At 55.8% G+C, this 19,967-nt stretch carries 14 protein-coding genes; 10 read left to right on the forward strand and 4 right to left on the reverse strand.

Features of this window, described 5'->3' with window-relative positions; genetic code table 11:
• Positions 1-99: 99 nt before the first annotated feature.
• The gene (gene hisN / locus G438_RS0102810; RefSeq protein WP_026460070.1) at positions 100-885 is read right to left on the reverse strand and encodes a histidinol-phosphatase; all 786 of its coding nucleotides are present in this window, start codon (positions 883-885) and stop codon (positions 100-102) included.
• Positions 886-942: 57 nt separating this feature from the next.
• Between hisN and G438_RS0102815 the strand changes: the two genes are divergently transcribed.
• Positions 943-1,674: a glutamine amidotransferase-related protein gene (locus G438_RS0102815; RefSeq protein WP_026460071.1), complete on the forward strand. Its 732-nt coding sequence runs from the start codon at positions 943-945 to the stop codon at positions 1,672-1,674.
• Between the two features lie 129 nt (positions 1,675-1,803).
• Here the strand turns inward: G438_RS0102815 and G438_RS0102820 are convergent, their stop codons facing one another.
• Positions 1,804-2,982, reverse strand: coding sequence for a cobalamin-independent methionine synthase II family protein (locus G438_RS0102820; RefSeq protein ID WP_026460072.1), 1,179 nt, complete (start codon positions 2,980-2,982; stop codon positions 1,804-1,806).
• A 223-nt stretch (positions 2,983-3,205) separates the two neighbouring features.
• Between G438_RS0102820 and ilvD the strand changes: the two genes are divergently transcribed.
• Genes ilvD through G438_RS10435 form a run of 3 tightly spaced genes read left to right on the forward strand, consistent with a single transcriptional unit; the run spans position 3,206 to position 7,878 of the window.
• Positions 3,206-5,086 (forward strand): dihydroxy-acid dehydratase, encoded by a 1,881-nt coding sequence (gene ilvD, locus G438_RS0102825; RefSeq protein WP_026460073.1) that lies wholly within the window; start codon positions 3,206-3,208, stop codon positions 5,084-5,086.
• A gap of 2 nt (positions 5,087-5,088) precedes the next feature.
• Positions 5,089-6,705, forward strand: a complete 1,617-nt coding sequence (cimA, locus tag G438_RS0102830; protein ID WP_026460074.1) for a citramalate synthase — start codon at positions 5,089-5,091, stop codon at positions 6,703-6,705.
• A gap of 6 nt (positions 6,706-6,711) precedes the next feature.
• On the forward strand, positions 6,712-7,878 hold the full coding sequence (locus tag G438_RS10435; protein ID WP_240470963.1) for a lipoate--protein ligase family protein: 1,167 nt from the start codon (positions 6,712-6,714) through the stop codon (positions 7,876-7,878).
• A gap of 79 nt (positions 7,879-7,957) precedes the next feature.
• On the opposite strand, the gene G438_RS0102840 is transcribed toward G438_RS10435, so the two are convergent.
• Entirely contained in the window at positions 7,958-8,653 is a 696-nt protein-coding gene (locus tag G438_RS0102840) for a YggS family pyridoxal phosphate-dependent enzyme (RefSeq protein ID WP_026460075.1), read from the reverse strand.
• 220 nt (positions 8,654-8,873) lie between these two features.
• On the opposite strand from G438_RS0102840, the gene G438_RS0102845 reads away from it, so the two are divergent.
• The 6 genes from G438_RS0102845 to G438_RS0102870 all read left to right on the forward strand — a co-directional run bounded on the left by G438_RS0102845 (position 8,874) and on the right by G438_RS0102870 (position 16,987).
• On the forward strand, positions 8,874-9,263 hold the full coding sequence (locus G438_RS0102845; protein WP_026460076.1) for a YccF domain-containing protein: 390 nt from the start codon (positions 8,874-8,876) through the stop codon (positions 9,261-9,263).
• Positions 9,264-9,275: 12 nt separating this feature from the next.
• Positions 9,276-9,785 carry a Cys-tRNA(Pro) deacylase gene (gene ybaK / locus G438_RS0102850; RefSeq protein ID WP_051259230.1) on the forward strand — a complete coding sequence of 170 codons (510 nt, stop codon included), beginning with the start codon at positions 9,276-9,278 and terminating at the stop codon, positions 9,783-9,785.
• Positions 9,786-10,270: 485 nt separating this feature from the next.
• On the forward strand, positions 10,271-12,889 hold the full coding sequence (locus G438_RS0102855) for an MSCRAMM family protein (protein ID WP_165569219.1): 2,619 nt from the start codon (positions 10,271-10,273) through the stop codon (positions 12,887-12,889).
• Positions 12,890-12,976: 87 nt separating this feature from the next.
• A complete protein-coding gene (locus tag G438_RS0102860; RefSeq protein ID WP_165569220.1) occupies positions 12,977-14,596 on the forward strand; it encodes a SpaH/EbpB family LPXTG-anchored major pilin in 1,620 nt (539 codons plus the stop codon).
• 149 nt (positions 14,597-14,745) lie between these two features.
• Positions 14,746-15,957: a class C sortase gene (locus tag G438_RS12170; protein WP_240470964.1), complete on the forward strand. Its 1,212-nt coding sequence runs from the start codon at positions 14,746-14,748 to the stop codon at positions 15,955-15,957.
• Positions 15,950-16,987, forward strand: a complete 1,038-nt coding sequence (locus G438_RS0102870; protein ID WP_131245737.1) for a hypothetical protein — start codon at positions 15,950-15,952, stop codon at positions 16,985-16,987. The genes G438_RS12170 and G438_RS0102870 overlap by 8 nt, the downstream gene beginning before the upstream one ends.
• Before the next feature lie 269 nt (positions 16,988-17,256).
• On the opposite strand, the gene G438_RS0102875 is transcribed toward G438_RS0102870, so the two are convergent.
• Complete coding sequence (locus tag G438_RS0102875) at positions 17,257-19,920, reverse strand: DEAD/DEAH box helicase (RefSeq protein WP_026460081.1); 2,664 nt, start codon at positions 19,918-19,920, stop codon at positions 17,257-17,259.
• Positions 19,921-19,967: the final 47 nt, after the last annotated feature.

Consider the following 19,967-nt stretch of genomic DNA (forward strand, 5'->3'; position numbering starts at 1 on the left):
GGGCAGACTACACAGAGGCCCACCATGTGCAGCAGACGGGCCAACTACTTTGCAGCAGCTTCACCACCAAGGCAGGCGACAGCCTCGTCAATTCAGAAACTACCGGGACCCCAATAGCGCGCGAGCTTTGGCGTGGAGCACCGGGTTTGCCGCAAGCGCATTTGTTCCCCACGGCCCCTGGGTACCATCTATGGCCGTAAATACTCCACCTGCCTCACGCACAATTGGTACGAGCGCTGCCATATCGTGCAAGGCCAGCTCTGGTTCACATGCGATGTCGACAGCACCTTCGGCCACCAGCATATAGCTCCAAAAATCACCGTAAGCGCGGCTGTACCACACGGTATCAACCAGCGTGTTAAAGGCAGCCCCACCGTCCAAATGTGCCCAGCCGTGGATTGAGGAATACGACAAAAACGCATCCGAAAGCTCGGTAACCGCCGACACGCGAATAGCCTCTGGTGCGCCGCCACCCACGCTGCGCCACGCCCCAGAACCCACTTGAGCCCACCAGCGGTGTCCTAATGCTGGGGCGGAGACAATGCCGACGGTAACCTCACCGTCAACAACCAGTGCAATGAGGGTGGCCCACACCGGCACACCGCGTACGTAATTGCGGGTACCGTCAATGGGATCAATAATCCATTGGCGAGTCGACTGCCCCGTTTCGCCACGTTCTTCACCGATCACCGCGTCGCCAGGGCATTCAGCGGCAAGAATAGCCCGCAAATCGTCTTCAACCGCACGATCAGCATCCGAGACCGGAGTGAGATCAGGTTTCGATTCAACGATCAGGTCATGGGAGCGGAAGCGGGACATCGTGATGGTGTCGGCCACATCGGCCAAACGGCGAGCAAGGGCGAGGTCATTGGGGTCATGTTGCATAGTCCCACCGTAGCGTCCTTTGCGCGCGCGGTCGCCTCACTCCCGTAGCATGGGCGCATGTCCAAGCCTTTCCTCATGCTGTCCTCCCGTGCTGACGAGGTTGTTTTTGCCTCTGAAGCGGAAGCTTTGCCGCGCCTCGCGGGCCTCAACGACGGAGAATGGGTCCAGATCCGCATGGAACGTTACGGCTTGCCTGTTATCGACCTCAACGATTGGTCAGGCATTATTGTCTGCGGATCACCGTTTGACGCAGGCGGTCCTTTGGAAAGTAAAAGTCCCATACAGCGCGAGGTGGAACGCGGGCTCGATGCGCTTTACCCGCGAATACTTGACGAGGCCTTCCCTTTCCTTGGCATCTGCTACGGCTTAGGTACGCTCAACGTTCATCTGGGGGGCGTCACCGACTCCACCGTCGGTGAGGAAATATCCGCGCCCATCCTGCGGCGTACTGCTGCGGCCCACAATGATCCGTTGCTTGAGCAGTGCCCCGACACATTCCACGCCTATGTGGGCCATCACGAGGGCGTCGTCGAGTTGGCACCCGGACTTGAGGTATTGCTTACCGGTGAGGCATGCCCCATCCAAATGGTGCGCGCAGGCGAACGCGCGTGGGCAACGCAATTTCATCCAGAACTCGACCTCGCAGGTGTGCTGGTGCGCGTGGATGAATACGGTGGTAGGTACTATGCGGCAGAAAAAGCCGACGAGATCCGCAAAGAAGTGAGTGCAGTGGATACGTCAGCGGCGACAACGATTCTGTCGCGTTTCGTTGAACTTCACCGGCGCTGAAGCTTGCGCCGCTTAACGAGGCGTCTGGCTTTGAATGCTTGAACAGCGCGACGGCTTGTGCAGCCTCGTGTGGCGGCGCAGGCTGTGCCGCCACACGAGGCACCGAACCGTTGGGCGGAGCCTTGGGCACTATGCGAGGCGTGCTCCTTGGACTAATGCCTGCAACTTCGCCCAGGCGATCTGCCAGTGGACACGCCCGCCAAGACCACAGTCTGTTGAGGCCACAACGCGCTCGTCGCCAACAATGTCCGCGAATTGGCGAATACGCTGTGCGACAAGCTGAGGGTGTTCTACCACATTCGTTGAATGAGAGACGACGCCAGGGATCAAATACTTTCCGTCTGGCAGAGTAATGTCTTTCCACATTTCCCATTCATGCGCATGGCGCGCATTAGCTGCCTCAAAAGTCAGGCCATTGGCGTTGACCTGTAAGGCGAGGTCAACGACCTTTTCGAACTCTAAATCTGTGGAGTGCGGACCATGCCAGGAACCCCAACAGACGTGGTAACGCACTAGGCACGGGTCAATCCCGCGCAGTGCATAGTTGAGTGCCTCAATGCGTACTTGCGAAAATGCGCGGTAATCTTCCAGGGAAGGCTCCACTTTGAACTGGTCCCAAGACTCAGCCAAATCGGGCGCGTCAATTTGAACAGTAAGGCCAGCATCCGTAATGGCAAGATATTCAGTGCGCAACGCCTCAGCCCACGCCCACACGGCTGCCTCATCATCCTCATAATACGCATTGCCAATGCGCGCAGCCGAGGCCGGAGACAAGGAGGCGATGAAGCCATCGGAGGCATCGCGACCTGCACTGTTCAATGCTGTGAGGGTTGCGTGGATATCACGGCGAACGATCTTCTCACCGGTGTATGTTATTTCGCCAGTCACAACAGGCCATACGGGCGGTGGGGTTGTCGCTAGGTGAATACCTGAGGTGGGGTCCCAGTAGGCGTCGGCAAATGCCACCCAGTCGCGCCGGTCAAGCATGTGATCAAGAACGAGGCGACCTGAACGGTTCGTTTTTGGCTTGACCGGTTGGGAAACAATTTCCAGGCCGGAAAAACGTTCGAAGGAATAGCTCCACCAAGCGCCGTAGTCGACTGCGTCAGTCATTGCGTGACCGTATTCGCCATCGTTGACAATGTCGATACCAATCTCGACTTGACGGGCCACGACTGCTGTCGTTTCTTCGGTGACGATAGTCGCCAACTCGTCGTGGTCGATGACGCCGTCTTTGTAGCGTTGATTGGCCTCAAGAAGCCGCTGGGAGCGGGGGAGGGAACCGACGTGGGTGGTTTTCACGGACATTGACGAAGCCCCTTCCGGTGATCTGCAACGCCTTCAGCCTACGGGGCTGTCTGCCGCATTCGTATCGCGTCCACTACATGAGAGCCTGAGGAGGCGCCGCCTCGCTAATCCTGCATGATCGTCTTTAGGGATCTGACACAGCGTCCACACCTTGGCTTAAATGCCCGAAAAGTCATCCAACACTTAGGCTTAAGGGCACGTAAAGCAAACAGGAGAGACGCATATGAGTAGGCAACTGCGATCTGCAACATCCACCTCGGGCCGCAATATGGCTGGTGCTCGCGCCCTATGGCGAGCAACTGGGATGGGAGACAGCGATTTCGGCAAGCCAATTATCGCAGTCGTCAACTCCTTCACCGAGTTCGTTCCAGGCCACGTTCACCTGCGCGACGTTGGCAAACTCGTCGCAGAGGCAATTGCAGAGGCAGGTGGTGTTGCCAAAGAAATGAACACCATTGCCGTCGATGACGGTATTGCCATGGGACACGGCGGCATGCTGTACTCTCTGCCATCACGCGAAGTCATTGCGGACTCAGTGGAATACATGGTCAACGCGCATTGCGCTGACGCCATGGTGTGTATTTCGAATTGCGACAAGATCACCCCTGGCATGTTGATTGCCGCGATGCGCCTCAATATCCCGGTTGTTTTTGTCTCCGGCGGACCAATGGAAGCGGGTAAGAATATTGACCCTACCACCATCGTTGGTCCCGCGACCACCGGGCATGGCAACCTCATCACCGTCATGAATGCCACCGCTAACGATTCCATCACTGACGAGCAGCTACTTGCCATTGAGAAAGCAGCCTGCCCCACCTGTGGATCATGTTCGGGTATGTTCACCGCGAACTCTATGAACTGTTTGACAGAAGCCCTTGGTTTATCTCTGCCTGGCAACGGCTCAACCCTTGCCACACATGCCGCACGACGGGACCTTTTCGTTGAAGCTGGACGACTCATCGTGGACCTATGTACCCGTTACTACACCAACGAGGACGACTCTGTGTTGCCTCGTGCCATTGCCACCGAAGACGCGTTCCACAACGCCATGACCTTAGATATGGCAATGGGTGGGTCGTCAAATACGGTCCTTCACTTGCTTGCCGTCGCGCATGAAGGTGGCGTCAACTTCACGATGGACGATATCGCGCGCCTCGGGCAATCAGTGCCGTGCCTGTCAAAGGTTGCCCCCAACCACAACGACTATCACATGGAAGACGTTCACCGTGCAGGTGGTATCCCACGGCTGCTTGGCGAACTTGATCGCGCTGGACTCTTGCGTCACACCGTCCACGCGGTACACGCACCCGACCTTGATACGTGGCTTTCCCAGTGGGATCCCCGCGCCGCCAACCCCAGCGGTGACGCACTGAAATTGTGGCACGCTGCCCCTGGGAATGTACGCACAACTGAGGCATTCTCCACCTCAAATCTGTGGGTCGATCTGGATTTGGATCCGGTGGCAGGTTGCGTGCGCGACGTTAACCATGCCTACACCGCCAACGGGGGCCTTACCGTTCTTTCTGGCAACCTCGCCCCAGAGGGCGCCATTATCAAGGCTGCTGGTATCGACCCGGAGCTTTTCCACTTCGAAGGTCGCGCCCGCGTGATGGAGTCTCAGGAAGAAGCCATTGATCGCATCCTTGACAAGACCGTTGAGGCAGGTGACGTGGTCGTGATCCGATACGAGGGGCCAGCTGGTGGGCCAGGTATGCAAGAAATGCTGTACCCAACGTCCTTCCTCAAAGGACGAGGCCTAGGCAAAGCATGTGCATTGATTACCGATGGTCGTTTTTCGGGAGGCACCTCTGGTATCTCTGTTGGCCACATTTCCCCTGAGGCGGCCGACGGGGGGCTGATCGGCCTCGTAGAAGATGGCGATACCATCATTATTGATGTCACCGAAGGCCTGCTTCACTTGGATGTGTCGGAAGAAGAAATCGCGCGGCGACGCGCAGCCCAAGAAGCACGCGACAACCCGTGGACCCCTCTGACGCGCAAACGAACCGTTTCGCCTGCCTTGCAGCTCTATGCCGCCACCGCCATGTCCGCCTCCCACGGCGCTGCCCGTGACGTTAACCGAGTGCTCCGCAGAAAGGGCTGACCATGAATACACACGTAGCCCTCTACGACACAACCCTGCGTGATGGCGCCCAACAAGAAGGCATATCGTTGTCAGTCGCCGACAAAGTGGCGATCTTGCAGATTCTTGACAAGTTCGGTGTGGACTACATCGAGGGTGGATGGCCGGGCGCTATCCCCAAAGACACCGAGTTTTTTGCGCGCGCAGCCACCATTGAACTGCGTCACGCGCGCCTGGCCGCATTTGGTTCCACTGTCCGGGCAGGTATGTCCGCCAGTGAAGATCCGCAGGTGATTGCTTTGCTTGACAGTGGCGCCCCAATTATCACCCTGGTGGCAAAATCAGACCCGCGGCACGTGGAAAAGGCACTACGCACCACATGTGAAGAAAACCTTCGCATGGTCCGTGACACCGTGGAGTATTTGACGGCAGCTGGCCGCGAAGTCATGGTGGACCTTGAACACTTTTTCGATGGACTCAGTGCCGACCCCGAATACGGCCTTACGGTGATGATCGAGGCCGCGCGCGCGGGTGCTGTGGCGGTCATTCCATGCGACACCAATGGGGGCAACCTCCCCACCACGGTGGGGAGGATTTGCACACAGGCCAGGGAGCGCCTCGACAATGATGGACTGAGCCACGTCACGCTGGGCATCCATACCCACAACGACACGGGTTGCGCAGTTGCCAATGCGATGGCAGCAGTTGAAGCTGGGGCACGCCAAGTGCAAGGCACCATTAATGGGTACGGCGAGCGTACAGGAAATGCGAATCTGCTGACCTGTGCGGCCAATATCGAATTAAAAACGTCCTTTGACTGTTTGCCGGAAGGCCACCTTGACCAGCTTGATCATGTGTCGAATCAGATTGCTGAACTGGTCAATATCGCGCCGCACCCGCGCGACCCATATGTGGGCCGTAGCGCTTTTGCTCATAAAGCAGGGTTACATGCGTCAGCGATCCGCGTTGACCCTGACCTGTATCAACATATCGACCCCGCTGTGGTGGGTAACGATATGCGGATGCTTGTCTCCGAAATGGCAGGCCGCGCTTCGATTGAATTGAAAGCGCGGGAGATTGGCGTGGACCTGTCCAGCCAAAAGGAGGTGTCGGCCCGCCTTGCCGCTGCAGTCAAAGCACGCGAAGCACAGGGTTACACCTTTGACGCCGCTGATGCTTCTTTCGAGTTACTCCTACGTGCCGAACTTGGACAACTTCCGTCTTTCGCCCGCGTGGAGTCGTGGAAGGTGATGACACAGGAGATTACTGGGATTAACGGTGAGCCGTTCACTCAGTCTGAGGCGACCGTCAAATTACATACGGATAAGCGGCGTATCCGCACCGCAGAAGGCAATGGCCCTGTCAACGCCCTTGATCGGGCTTTGAGGCACGTGTTGACACGAAATTACCCCGAGGCCGGATCCTTCAAACTTACTGATTTCAAGGTACGTATCCTCGAAGACATCAATGTTGGCACGGATGCGACGACACGTGTTCTTATCACGATGACTAATGGCGATACGCAGTGGACTACCGTTGGGATTGGTACGGATATTATCGAGGCCTCCTGGGAAGCGCTGTATGACGCCTACACGTGGGGACTTCTTCATGCGGAAGTCACCTCCCTGCTGGAACAATAGGTGCAGGTGGACAACGAAACGATGTCTGGAATGGTCGACGAGCAACTCCGCGGCGAATATACACCTCCGGGCCATGATGCCTACGGTGTTGACGTCGGGGTGCTTGTGCGTGGTGAGGCAATCGTTCAGGCGCGTCTCAGTGGCACGCTTGCCGAGGCCATGGGACCTGCGCTCTGCTCGCAGGCACAGTCGGTGTTGGTAGGCGCTAGCCGTGAGGCACCGGTCGCAGATTTGCGTGGCAGGCTTGCGCCGGTACTTGCGTCCGCACAAGCTGAAGCCGGGTGCGCAGGTGCGCATGCGGCGGGTGAGGAAACGGCGTGGCAAGCGTTAGGGGGCGACGCCTCGTTAATTCGCGCAGAAGAGACTATCGCGATAGCTGTTAGGCGCGCACTGGTCGGTGCGTTGTCGTGGACCGACATTGACTTTGACGTCATTTGCGGCCCCATGCTTGATCCGCGCGTCAACGTGGCGCTGGATGAAACCCTGGCTGAAAAGGTCATGGCTGGGCAGCGTCGTCCACTGATGCGGCTGTGGGATTGGGAAGGCACTCAGGTTGTGATCGGCTCCTTTCAGTCCTACGCAAATGAACTCCAACCCACGGGCGTGGACAAGCATAATGTCATCGTTACGCGGCGTATCAGTGGTGGCGGCGCCATGTATATGGAAGCCGGAAAATGTGTCACCTTTTCGCTGATTGTTCCAACTGCACTTATTGAAGGGATGAGTTTTGAACAGTCCTATCCCTACCTTGACCAGTGGGTAATGGAAGTACTGGCATCATTGGGGGTCAATGCCCGCTATGTGCCGCTGAACGATATTGCCTCTGACCGGGGAAAGATTGCTGGAGCAGCACAAAAGCGATGGGCGAAAGGCTTTACGCTGCACCACGTCACCATGGCGTATGACATTGATTCTGGCGCAATGAATGAAGTGCTGCGCATCGGGATGGAGAAGATCCGCGATAAAGGGACACGCAGCGCCGCAAAATTCGTTGACCCACTCACGCGGCAGATCGATCTGCCGCGTGAAACGGTGGTGGAGGCTTTCCGTACCTACTTCATCAGCAAGTATAGCGGGCGCGTGTCAGCGTTGACGGACGCAGAAATTGCCGAGGCCACCGACCGTGTCCGCACCAAATTCGGTACCGCAGAGTGGACGTTCCGACTGCCTTAGCTCAGCTGAACACGCTGCCCTTTCGTACTTGTAATCTGGGTTGTGGACTTTCTGGCTGCCTGAGGCAGGCTGAATGTGGTTAATGCCGCGCACCAAATATTGCCGTGCCCAGGCGAACACGTGTTGCACCTTCGGCGATCGCCCATTCTAAGTCGCCGGACATACCCATCGATAAGGTAAGACTTGTCGGGTCAACACCGATGCGCTCCGCAGTGTTGTCGCGCAGTTTCCGCAGCACGCTGTACGCGGTGCGCACAGGTTTTTCTTCTGGCGAGTTCAGACCGACCGTCATATATCCGTCGAAGCGAAGATGTGCGCTGTCCATAATTGCATCGACAAAACGGAGTGCCTGCGCAGGTGCCACCCCTGACTTGGTGGCTTCGGCGGAGACATTGACTTGGACAAGGACCGGCAGCGCAGTGTTCAGGCGTGCATCTAAACGGTCAATCAGGTCAATTCGGTCAATAGTGTCAATGGCATCGACGCATCGTATCGCGTGGTTTATTTTGTTGCTCTGAAGAGGACCAATCAAGTGGATGCGTGCAGCGTTGCAGCGGCGGATTTCAGCCAGTGTTGCGGTGGCTTCCTGTACGCGGTTGTGTCCCAGTAATACCGGTAATCCTAGTTGCTCTAACGCTAGGGCCGCGGCGTAGCAATCTTGTGGGCTACGGGTTTTGACTGCCAGCTGAAGTTCGATGTCGTCGGTTCGGCCTGCTGCCTGCAGGGCGGCATCAATGCGTTCACGTGCGGACCTAATTCCTTGAAGGATGCTCACCCACACAGCCTACGGTATTGGGTCAGAACTGGGCAGTTGATAAAGGCCGTTGCGACAAAGCCGTCAGATCTGGGTGGCGCGCGATAATCTGCATCGCAGTATTCAAGGATTCACATTGATGGGGTGAAGGTGCCTGCTGCGCCACTATTGTGTGAATATCAGGGGAAAATCAGGGATATTTCGCGATGCGCCTGTCCCGGTCAACCGACACAATGGAGCTATGAGGACCTTGCTCAATATTGTGTGGTTAGTTTTTGGCGGCTTGTGGCTGTGGCTGGGCTATATTCTGGCGGGGATCGTTGCGTGTATTTTCATTATCACCATTCCGGCGGGGTTGGCCTGCTTCCGTATTGCAGGCTACGTGCTGTGGCCTTTTGGTAGGCGCGTTGTCGAACAGCCGGGGATTGGTGTTGGCTCGTCGCTGATGAATATTGTGTGGTTCCTGGTCGCAGGTCTTTGGCTCGCGATTGGGCATTTGACGACAGCTGTTGCAATGTTCGTGTCAATCATTGGAATCCCCCTGGGTATTGCCAATATTAAAATGATTCCGGTGACGTGCTTCCCCTTTGGCAAGATGGTGATTGATGACCGCAATGCGCCGATTATCTGAGGGATTTTGCGTATGCGTGCGCCCGATGGGGGAGATGAAATAGGCAGCGCAGCGAGTCGAGCACTGTCCGTTTTGCAGTGTGCGGGTGTGCCGTTTGTTGTGCATCAGTATGAACACGATTCCCGTCGGCATTCCTTTGGAGATGAAACCGTAGAGAAATTGGGTGTGGAGGTCAGGAGGGTCTTTAAAACCTTAATGGTTCGTTGTGTTACCGACGAATACGTGGTGGCAATTGTTCCAGTGAACATGCGCTTGTCCATGAAAAATATTGCCCGCGCTGCCGGTGTTCGCGGTGCCGACATGGCCGAAGCGGCAGTTGCACAGCGTAGGACAGGGTACGTCGTTGGCGGTATTTCTCCACTTGGCCAGATCAGGAGTCATCGCAGTTTCATCGATGAATCGGCTTTTGATTACCAAGCCATCGTCGTTTCGGGTGGCAAACGGGGGCTTTCAGTTGAGCTGTCACCTTGGGATCTTTTAGAGCTGCTCGATGCTGATGTGGCGGCGCTGGGAACGACCTGACGTAGCGGTGCGGTGTCAAAGACTGACGAGGCGGCCTGTGGTGACGTTTCTATGTGGCGGTATTGCAGGTAGTGAGGGCCAGCGACAGCAGTGGCGGAATGTCCGCTGAGCGGTTGTCCGTGCGGCGTTTCATAGTGACATAAAGTGACAGATTGTAAGATCTCATGCCAAATATCCACTGAGCTGGGATAATGCAAGCGTCTTGCGCTTTGTTGTGCCCGTATGTCTATTGTGAAACTAGCGCAAATTTACCGATTGGTAACGCCTTGCTGAGTAAGTCTATTGTTCATGTTGTAAATATGTGCTACTTTTCTGTTTGACTCACTGAGCTTGCTGTGCTCTGACCGTATATAGAAATGTTATAACGACAGTTTTTTGTTATTGTCTGACAAGCTCATCTCTTTGTCCACTTGGTAAATATTCGCTTAATGTCCCCATTCCGTCAAAGGCTGTCCCTACTCTTGTCGACAGGAAACACCGTGTACATGCCACAACATTCCCGCGCAAGCGGCATTCGTTCTCGAACCTATGCCTTCCTTGTGGGTTTCGTGGTATTTGTACTCGCTCTGGTACATTTTGGTCCTATTCGCACGTCGGCTGCTCCATCGTTGAGGGAGGAAACAGCCGAAGCGATATCTGATGATGTGGATGCCTCCCAGGAGACTGACAATGAGGACAATGAGACTGAGGGCTTGTCTGAGGCGAACACTGTCCGAATGGAAAGCGATGATGTCGCCTCAACGCTCTCCTCTGAATCTATTTCCTCTGCGAATGATCCGAGCGGGACTTCCGCGGAAACAACCAGTTCTGGATACACAGCTTTTCGTTCAGTATCGACGGCCCGCGCCTTCACGCAAAACGGAGCATTGAACTGCGGTAACGGCGTTATCTATGCGCTGGAAGCTGACGGCGGTGTTTACCTGATGAATATTAATCCGACGACAGGCGTGGCAACCGGGACTTCTTCGTATGCCTTCCAATTTAACCGTTCCTGGTCGGCGTCGTATTTTAATGCCCTGGCCATCGGGCAAAACGGCACGGTCGCATACTCAGTGGCCCGTCGCGATAACGGCGTTATAGGTATCTACTATTGGACGTCAAGCGGAGAAAATCGTCGTGTGTTTCATGGGCCAATTGGCGCCAATTTCAGTAATGACGCCCTCGTTGCGGGTGCGATGAACCCAGTAAATGGTGGTGACTATTATTTTGGTGGTTTCTACGAATCCTGGGGATCAATCTACTTCGAATTGTGGCGTTACAACGTCAATATGACGTCCCCCGAAAAAGTAGGTGACGTCTACATTCGTGAGTCGAGTGGAGAACAGGGTCTCAACGGCGATCTCGCAATTAATGCCAACGGTGACGCCTTTATCTTGTGGAACACTGCAGGCGGATATGCGCAAGGTATCGTTCCGGTGTCAAAAGAGGCACTTGCGAACGCCACTGGTGGAAATATCCAACCGGGTGTGAGCGAACCTGACACCAGCGTGTCCGCAAGGGACCAATACAATGGCATCGCCCTTGACTCTACTGGACGTCTGCTTTTGCAGAATATGACCAACTCAGTGTCGACAATCAAAACGTTGAATGGCTTCACATTCGAGACCATCGGAAGTGCCCAAATTGCAGGCGTGAGGGATGCGGGTGACCTAGCGTCCTGTGCGTCACCAACCACCGTCGAAGTAAAGAAAAATATCGTGTCGCGCGTGACGCCCACAGATCAGTTTAGGTACGGCATTAGTTTGGGAACGCGTGTGCTTGCAGCTGCTACCAGCGGCTCGAACCTGGGCGTACAAGCCCAGGTTGCTGGCCCCCAAATTGTCATGACGGGAACAACGTACAGTATCTGGGAAACGGCACAGGATGGCACGGATATCACCGGATACAAAACCAGCTTGTCATGCAGTGAAAAAGAGACCGGGCAAAGCCTGACAACCGTTCAAAGTACCACAGACCCTCGTCAATACGATCTGACTATCCCGGCACGTACTCCTGGCGTCGCCATTACCTGCGAGTTTCGTAACGAGGCGGCAAAAGGCTCATTGCGGTGGACCAAAACAGATGCTGACACTGGTGCACTTCTTGCAAGAAGCCAGTGGCGCCTGACCAGTACCGCGGATCCGAATATTTTCTATACGATCACCGACAATGTATGGAATGACGCCGACCCAACAGCAGGTAGTTTCTTCGTTAACCAGGTAATTCCACAGGGTACGTATACCCTCACAGAAACTACCGTGCCGCAGGGATATGTCAAGGCACCTGATCGCACGGTTAATGTGATGGCATCGTCATATCTTTCGCCTCTCGATCTGGGGCCAATACCCAACCGAAAAATCCAATCCAGCGTCACTTGGACGAAAACCGACACAGCAGGCGCTGCATTGGCCGGTTCAGAATGGACACTCACCCCAACGAATCCCGCAGGACCCGCGATGACGATCCGCGACTGCATTGCATCGCCATGCACAGCAGCCAACTACGACGCCGATCCGCGCCCAGGGTACTTCCGCGTTGATCGGGTGAAATACGGAACTTACACCTTAGCTGAATCAGCTGCACCAGCCGGTTACGTCCCAGACCCTACCCCGCGAACGATCACGGTCACGACCGACGGTGCAACGATAGTCGTCGGCGCAATTACCAACGCCAAAGCTGAAGGCTCCATTACCTGGTCAAAAACAGATGGCCAAACCCCAGCGAATGCGCTTGGCGGATCCGCGTGGACCATCACGCCAACAAATCCTGCGGGCCCGGCGATTACGGTGGAGGATTGCGCGAGTGCGCCGTGCGCCTCGTCAATGCACGATGTTGACCCCACAAAGGGCAGCCTTCGCGTTGATAAGCTCCCGTTCGGCGCCTATACGCTCACCGAGAGCCGCGCCCCTGTCGGGTACAAACTCGTCACCACACAGTACCCCTTCACCATTAATACGGTAGGTCAAGTTGTCAATCTCGGTGCGAAAATCAACCGTCCACAGGACCCCGTACGCATTCCGCTTACCGGCGGAATGGGTGCTGATCATCTGCTGATTGCTGGAACAGGCATCACATTACTTGCACTCCTCGTTGGACCACTGTGGAGGAGGCGCAAGCAGCATTAGACCATCGTCAGGTCAGCGTAACGCTGGCCCATCCAATCCCTATCACTGCACAACACAGCGCGAAAGCGCATCAGAGAAAGAGTCATGATGACCAGCACCATCACGCGCACCCGGCGGGTTATTGCCGCCAGTGGTGTGCTCGCCCTCGGTATGGGGCTCCTCATAGGCGGAACTGCCCAAGCCACCGACCCAGCGTTTGGCAATATTGACCCAAATGCGAAGGGTTCGATTATCGTCCACAAACATCAACACCAGCCCACCGGCCAGGATGTTGTTGTTGGCTCGCCCAATGGCACCACTCCTATCACCACACCTGGCGTTGATGGCGTCACTTTCACCGCCTACCCGGTAAATGTTGACCTTAAAACAACACAAGGATGGGACACCCTTGCAAAGGTTGCTGCTGGCATTCCTTTGGATGCATGCACTGCCGGCCAGTTGGGGCAAAACGTGACTGCTAACATGAATAGCGGAACCCCTCAAATCACCACCAACGGCGGACAAGCCACCTTCAGCAATCTCAACGTTGGCGCCTACCTTGTGTGTGAAACTGCAGCGCCTAATAACGTCGTTGACAAGGCTGCACCTTTTGTTGTCACCATTCCGTTCCCAGATACCACTGGGCAGACCGCTACTGGTAAATGGGTTTACGACGTGCACGTCTACCCCAAGAATGCTGTCCAACAGGCACCAACTAAATCGGTTGATGCTCCCAATGGCTATGGCCTTGGTTCGACAGTGACCTTCCCTGTGAGTGTCACATTGCCACAAGTGGCGCCGAAGTCATACTACAAGTACTTTTGGGTCAAGGACGAGCTTGATAGCCGTCTTTCGGAACCTCAGGTAACGTCGGTCAAGATTGGCGACACCGCACTCTCTGCAAATGCGGACTATCAGGTCGCTACAGCTGGTAACGCGCTGACCGTCAAGCTGACCGCCGCAGGTCTTATCAAAGCCAAGGAAGGTCAGAATAAGAATCTGGTTGTGACTTTCTCCGGTAAAGTAACCGGCACCGTCACCAATGGACAGATTACCAACATCGCTAACGTCGCCTCGGACACCAAGATTCTGAGCGAAGATCCACCACCGAATACCCCTCCGACGCCTGAAGAGCCACCAACCAATCCTCCTTACGTACCCACCAATAAGGTGGTCACTGGCTGGGGTGACGTGCTGGTCAAGAAAGTCGACACGAATAATGACGCCACTGGTCTGACTGGCGCACAATTCAAGATCTACCTTGGGCAAGCTGAGTTTGGTACCTGCACTAAGGAAAAGAGCACGACTGTCACCGCTCCTGTTCAGGTCCTGGTCAATGGACAAATGACCGACACCTTCACCTCAACAAATGGCACTGTGCATATTCCTGGTTTGTACATCGATAAGAAAATTGGCGTTGGTGGTGCTGACCCAGTGCTTGATAACACCACCCGGTGCTATGTCCTGGAAGAAGTTGCCCCGCCAGTCGGTTACGTGCTTCCACAAGGCACTGATGCGCTCACAGCGATCACCGTGAAACTTGGTACCACCGAGGTTGCTACACCGGATGCCACCATTAAGAACACCAAGCAGTCTGTGCCTCAGCTACCAATGACCGGTGCGAATGGGCAAGTGCTGATGATTGTTATTGGCTCGGCATTGGTCCTATTCGCGGTAGGATCAGCATTGGTGTCCCGTCGACGCGCGGCACGCAAGACCGACCAATAAGGGGCCAATGTGTGTCACGCGGGTGACAAAGACAGCGTTCCGATGCAATATTTGCTGACGAAATACTGTGCCAACACAGCCGAGTAAACAGGTGGCGGGGAGAAAAACTCCCCGCCACCTACACGTGTACAACAAGACAATAAGAGGATATGAACTCAATGACGCCCCAGGGGAACGCGAAGGCGCGTCCACAACACGCAGGCACACCGCACCCAAAACATGCAGCCGCACGGCATACGCGACGGTGGCGCCTCACCCCGCGTCCTGCAATCAGCGCGCTACTTGCCCTTGTTGGACTGTCCTTAGTGATGTATCCGTCAGTCGCCTCATGGCTCACCCAATACAACCAATCCCAGATTGTCACCGACTACTCTTCCGAAGTAGAAGACGCTGATCCTTCAGCACATGAACAACTTATCCAAGCCCGCAGATACAACGACGCCCTCAACGTCGGGGCTCTCCTAGAACCAGGCGTCACCATCCCGACCGGCGACGGACATTCTGCTAACGATGCCCTCAACTACTTTGACATCCTCAAAGCCAACGACGCGGGCCTAATGGCACGTATCCAAATCCCCGCCATTAAACTCGACCTGCCTATCTATCACGGCACCAGCGACGACACGCTCCTCCAAGGTGTCGGTCACCTCGAAGGAACCTCACTACCCATCGGTGGGGCATCCACACGAACCGTGCTAACCGCACACCGTGGCCTGGCAAATGCCGAGATGTTCACCCGCCTCGATGAAGTGGAAATTGGCGACCGCTTCACAGTGTCGGTATTTGGTGAAGTGCTCACCTACGAGGTACATGACAAACGCGTCGTGCAGCCTGACGAACGTGAAGCGCTGCGCGTCGAGGAAGGCAAAGACCTTGCCACACTGGTGACATGCACACCGCTAGGCATCAATACGCACCGCATCCTCGTCACTGGCCACCGGGTCGTCCCCACACCCATCAAGGACATTGCCAAAGCTGAAGCGCGCCCCGATATCCCAGGATTCCCATGGTGGATCATTGTCGGCTTAGGTGGCATCACCCTCATTGGCCTATACCTGTGGTGGTCAGGACTGACACCCACACCCTCCACACGCAAAAAGAAGACAACCGACGCGATGAACGAGGAGACAACAGCAGAGACAATACCCACTCAGGCTGAGGGTGCCCATGTGGCGAAGGCTGCGGATAGGGCAGTCGAGATACCTGCAAGCAAAGAAAGCACTGCAATACCCACAACCGGAGCAGACACAACGCCACCGGTAGCAGACACAGTGCCACCAGTAAGCGACGCCTCTACCCATTCGAATGAATCTAAGCCCTGCCGAAACGACAGCACTCCAGATAGTGGCAACGGTGAATAACACCTACAATTTTGTGGTGCTGCTTTACTTTGGATCCATCGCACTACTCCTCGCGCTCGCCTGCTTAGACGCGTGGCACGATCCGCGAAAGCCACGAATCGGCCTGCTCTTGACGACTGCACTACTGCTTGGCATTGCTGTACCCGCCAGCCCACTTGGCGCGTCTTTCAATGCGCCCAATATTATCGTCGGAATCGCCTTTGCTTTCGTGGGCTTTATGCCGCTGGTCCTGGCTGGACTACTTGTCCTGGCGGCAATCACGCCCGGAGGTGAACTTACCCCGTGGCAGCGTGTCCGAGCCTTGCTTTATGCGACAGTAGTGGCCGTTATTGTGTGGGTACCTGTGTCGTGGAGTAGGCGGTTCCGTATCGAAGACCTCCCTCTGGATTCGTCTTTCCATGCAGCCATGGTGGGGCTGAGCATTTCCGTAGGTGTCCTCGCCTTCCAATACCTCAGCCACGTGTGTTTCATCCTGGCGCACAACATACGCAACAGCGTTGCTCGCGTCCATCCCCAAGGCATCATTGTTGCCGCTGACCCGCTGATTGACGGCCTATCGCTTCACGAAGCTACCCAGGCTCGCTTGGCCTACGCCAACGAATTGCGCACACGGAGCAAAGAGCATCATGGGACGACTGCGTACCTCATGCTTGCGGGTGGGCGTGGTGCCAACGACCTCCTTTCACCGGCCGAGGCAATGGCAAATCACCTGCGTCCCGACGGGCTTCTCACATGGCGCACGCGTTCCGAGGCCGTGGTTGCTGATCCCTACACCAGCGTTGTGCGCGCGGCTGAGAAACTACGGGACTATGGTGCGCCGATACCGTACTGTGTCCTAGCTCCAGCGATTGACGTTCACCGCTGGGCGCGTGCCTTGCGTAAAGAAGGAGTTCCCGCTTACGTCACCACTACCCCCAGTGGAAAGCTCTACAGTCCAGCACTGTGGTATGCCACATTCGGCTCCAAGCTGCCAACACGCACGGGTGAGGATTCGGTCGATAATGCTGCGTCGGACGGTGACATCAGTTAACGACCAGGGGGTGCAAGTGCAGTAGTGGATCGGGCGCGGCCCCCGAGCACAATAGTCCAGGCGTGGCAACCAGGAGCAGTACTCCAAGCACGGCAGCCAGAAGCAGAAGTGGCACGGGCGCAGGGTGGCCGAAGCGTAGTCGCCCAGTGGCGCCAATATATGCGCTCGCGCGACCTGATTGTGAGCGAAAGGTACTTGTGAGCACGACACAACGGTTCGCGCGACCTGATTGTGAGCGAGACACAACGGTTTGCTGACTGTCACGCCACCTAACGTGGCGAGAAATCAAGAAATATCAGCACTAATTCGTCACGCTCAGCCGTCGCAGCCAAATCAACGACTGCACGCATCGTCCAATCCATGTCGCCTGCTGGGTCACACAGCGTCTGCGTGACCAGCCACGCCTCGCCCACTGGATGATCTACACCCGCAGCGAGAAGGTCTGCCTGTTGCGGCGCCTCGTCAATAACGCATAGGGCAGGTGAACGCGCCGCCTGATCGATGCCGATCCAATCGTGCTCGGCCCAATAGCGCGCCAAAGCATGGTCCCAACGGTCCTGGCCCCACACGCCTGTCTGATCCAATGCCGCCAAAGCCACCACGTCGTCACGTGACGCCAATTCCACGCGCCGGAACATTGCTTGACGCACCGCATTACGCAACGCATGTCGATTCGCCACCAACGGAATTGTCCCATCAGCACGCGCACCGAAGGCGAGTTCTTCCGCGCCTTCAGATTCTTCGGCGCCAACACGCGCCGTGCCGCCCGAAGACAACAATTCCCACTCATCCAATAGGGACGAATCTACCGCACGTACTAGCGTGCGAAGCCATATCACGATCTGCTCAAGTTCAGGTGTCATTAACGGCTCAGGGATCAATTGCCTCAGTGCCCGGTAAGCATCGGTCAGATACCGCAGGATCACCCCTTCGCTGCGTCCCATATCATAGCGAGACACTAGCTGTGAAAAGGTCATCGCGTTTTCCACCATTTCACGTACCACCGACTTTGGAGAAATCTCCAATGATCCCACCCACGGATTCGCCTTGGCATACACGGCAAAAGCACCGCCCAAAAGCTCAGCCAAAGGCTGTGGCCACGTTACCTCCTCAAGGAGGTTCATCCGCTCCTCATAATCCATGCCCTGTGCCTTCAATGCAGCAACAAGGTCACCACGCGCCACGCGTTGCTGAGCAAAAAGCAGCGGCCTGGGGTCCTCCAAAACAGCCTCGACCACCGACACGGCATCAAGTGCATACGAAGGATCAGTCGGATCCAACAGTTCCAAGGCCGCCAACGCAAAAGGAGACAACGGCTGATTTAAAGCAAAATCTGTTGGTAAATCCGCTACTAAACGCAAACGCGGCAACCCATCGTGTGTTGCCTGAGCACTTGAGACATGCTCAACCACGCCAGCGGTACGTAGCGACGTGTAAATATCGCCTAAACGACGCAGATGCATATTTGATTCCCGAGGCGCATCGTCGTTATGCGTCGCCAATGTCACCAGGTGTTCGCCTGGGTCTCGCTGTGCTAATGAGGCGCCGGCCAACACATTGAGCACCATCGCATGGGTCACTTCAAACCGGGACTGCAACTTTTCGGGTTCAGCGGCGACAAGACGTTCAAAGGTGGAACGTGTCCACGAAATCTTCCCCGCTTCGCCACTCTTATTTTTCTTTGCCGCCTTCTTCTTTGCACGTTTGGCTTCACGCTCATCACGCGCTGCCTCCTGGGCGGCTGTTAGGCGTGCACGTTGGCGTTGTGCCTCAACTTCTGCTTCGGGGGCTAAAACGCGCACATAACCCACGAGGTCAAAACCTGCCCGTCCAGCGCGTCCAGCGATCTGGTGAAATTCACGGGCAGACAGGTGTCGCATCTTATTGCCGTCGTATTTGACCAGGGACGTAAGCAGCACTGTGCGAATGGGAACGTTAATGCCCACCCCAAGCGTGTCGGTGCCGCACACTACCGCGAGTAACCCTTGCTGCGTGAGGCGTTCAACGAGGCGACGGTATCGCGGCAACATTCCCGCATGATGAATGCCCACTCCTCGGCGCAGCAGTGGACGGAGGGTCTGACCGAAACCGCGACCAAAAGTTACCCTAGCCAGAGCCTGGTCGATTTTGGCCACCTGTTCTGGTGTGATCAATGTGTTCTTGTCGAAGGACTGCGCGGTCGCTACCGCATCGTTTTGTGCGAAATGGACGATGTAGATTGGCCAGCGTCCCTCTGACAATAGGCGAGACACTGTGGGCGCCAAGTCGTCAACGATGTAGTCAAATTCCAGGGGTACGGGACGCTCAGCATTGTCAATCACACTGACTTCGCGGCCTGTGCGCATTCGCCACGTGTGCTGAAAGGCCGATACGTCGCCAAGGGTTGCTGACATGGCAACAAATTGCGCTTGGGTAAGCTCAAGTAGAGGTATTTGCCATGCGGCGCCGCGCTGAGGATCACCGTAGTAGTGGAACTCGTCCATGATGACCATGTCGGTGTCTAATGTGGAGCCTTCTCGTAACGCCAGATTTGCCAGAATCTCAGCTGTGCAACAAATAATTGGTGCAGTGTCATTCAGGGCAACATCGCCTGTCACCATTCCCACATTGGCTGGGCCAAATAGATCCACAAGGTCGAAGAATTTTTCAGACACTAGTGCTTTCAGCGGAGCGGTGTAATAGCTTCGTCCCCCTTGGGCCATCGACACAAAATGGGCAGCCAAAGCGATCATTGACTTTCCAGAACCGGTGGGAGTGGCTGCGATAACGTGATTCCCAGAGAGGATTTCTAGCAGGGCATCATCTTGATGCGGATACAGTGGTCGGCCCGTTGATGCTGCCCACTGGGTGAATGCCTCGTAAAGGGCATCAATATCGCCAAGCTGTTCGGCGTCTTCGAGGCGATCAAGCACGGCATTGAGGGGAGCAGTCATAGCTCTATTGTCTCGTAGTTTCGTCATTTGGCGCTTGCCAGCGGAAT

This window comes from Schaalia suimastitidis DSM 15538 (assembly GCF_000429105.1).
Lineage (GTDB): Bacteria > Actinomycetota > Actinomycetes > Actinomycetales > Actinomycetaceae > Pauljensenia > Pauljensenia suimastitidis.

Bases quoted from the DNA above. Each gene is read 5' to 3' on its own strand.
- hisN (WP_026460070.1), bottom strand. From the start codon at position 885: ATGCAACATGACCCCAATGACCTCGCCCTTGCTCGCCGTTTGGCCGAT.
- G438_RS0102860 (WP_165569220.1), top strand. From the start codon at position 12,977: ATGACCAGCACCATCACGCGCACCCGGCGGGTTATTGCCGCCAGTGGT.
- ybaK (WP_051259230.1), top strand. From the start codon at position 9,276: ATGCGTGCGCCCGATGGGGGAGATGAAATAGGCAGCGCAGCGAGTCGA.
- G438_RS0102845 (WP_026460076.1), top strand. From the start codon at position 8,874: ATGAGGACCTTGCTCAATATTGTGTGGTTAGTTTTTGGCGGCTTGTGG.
- cimA (WP_026460074.1), top strand. From the start codon at position 5,089: ATGAATACACACGTAGCCCTCTACGACACAACCCTGCGTGATGGCGCC.
- G438_RS12170 (WP_240470964.1), top strand. From the start codon at position 14,746: ATGAACTCAATGACGCCCCAGGGGAACGCGAAGGCGCGTCCACAACAC.
- ilvD (WP_026460073.1), top strand. From the start codon at position 3,206: ATGAGTAGGCAACTGCGATCTGCAACATCCACCTCGGGCCGCAATATG.
- G438_RS0102820 (WP_026460072.1), bottom strand. From the start codon at position 2,982: ATGTCCGTGAAAACCACCCACGTCGGTTCCCTCCCCCGCTCCCAGCGG.
- G438_RS0102875 (WP_026460081.1), bottom strand. From the start codon at position 19,920: ATGACTGCTCCCCTCAATGCCGTGCTTGATCGCCTCGAAGACGCCGAA.
- G438_RS0102855 (WP_165569219.1), top strand. From the start codon at position 10,271: ATGCCACAACATTCCCGCGCAAGCGGCATTCGTTCTCGAACCTATGCC.
- G438_RS0102815 (WP_026460071.1), top strand. From the start codon at position 943: ATGTCCAAGCCTTTCCTCATGCTGTCCTCCCGTGCTGACGAGGTTGTT.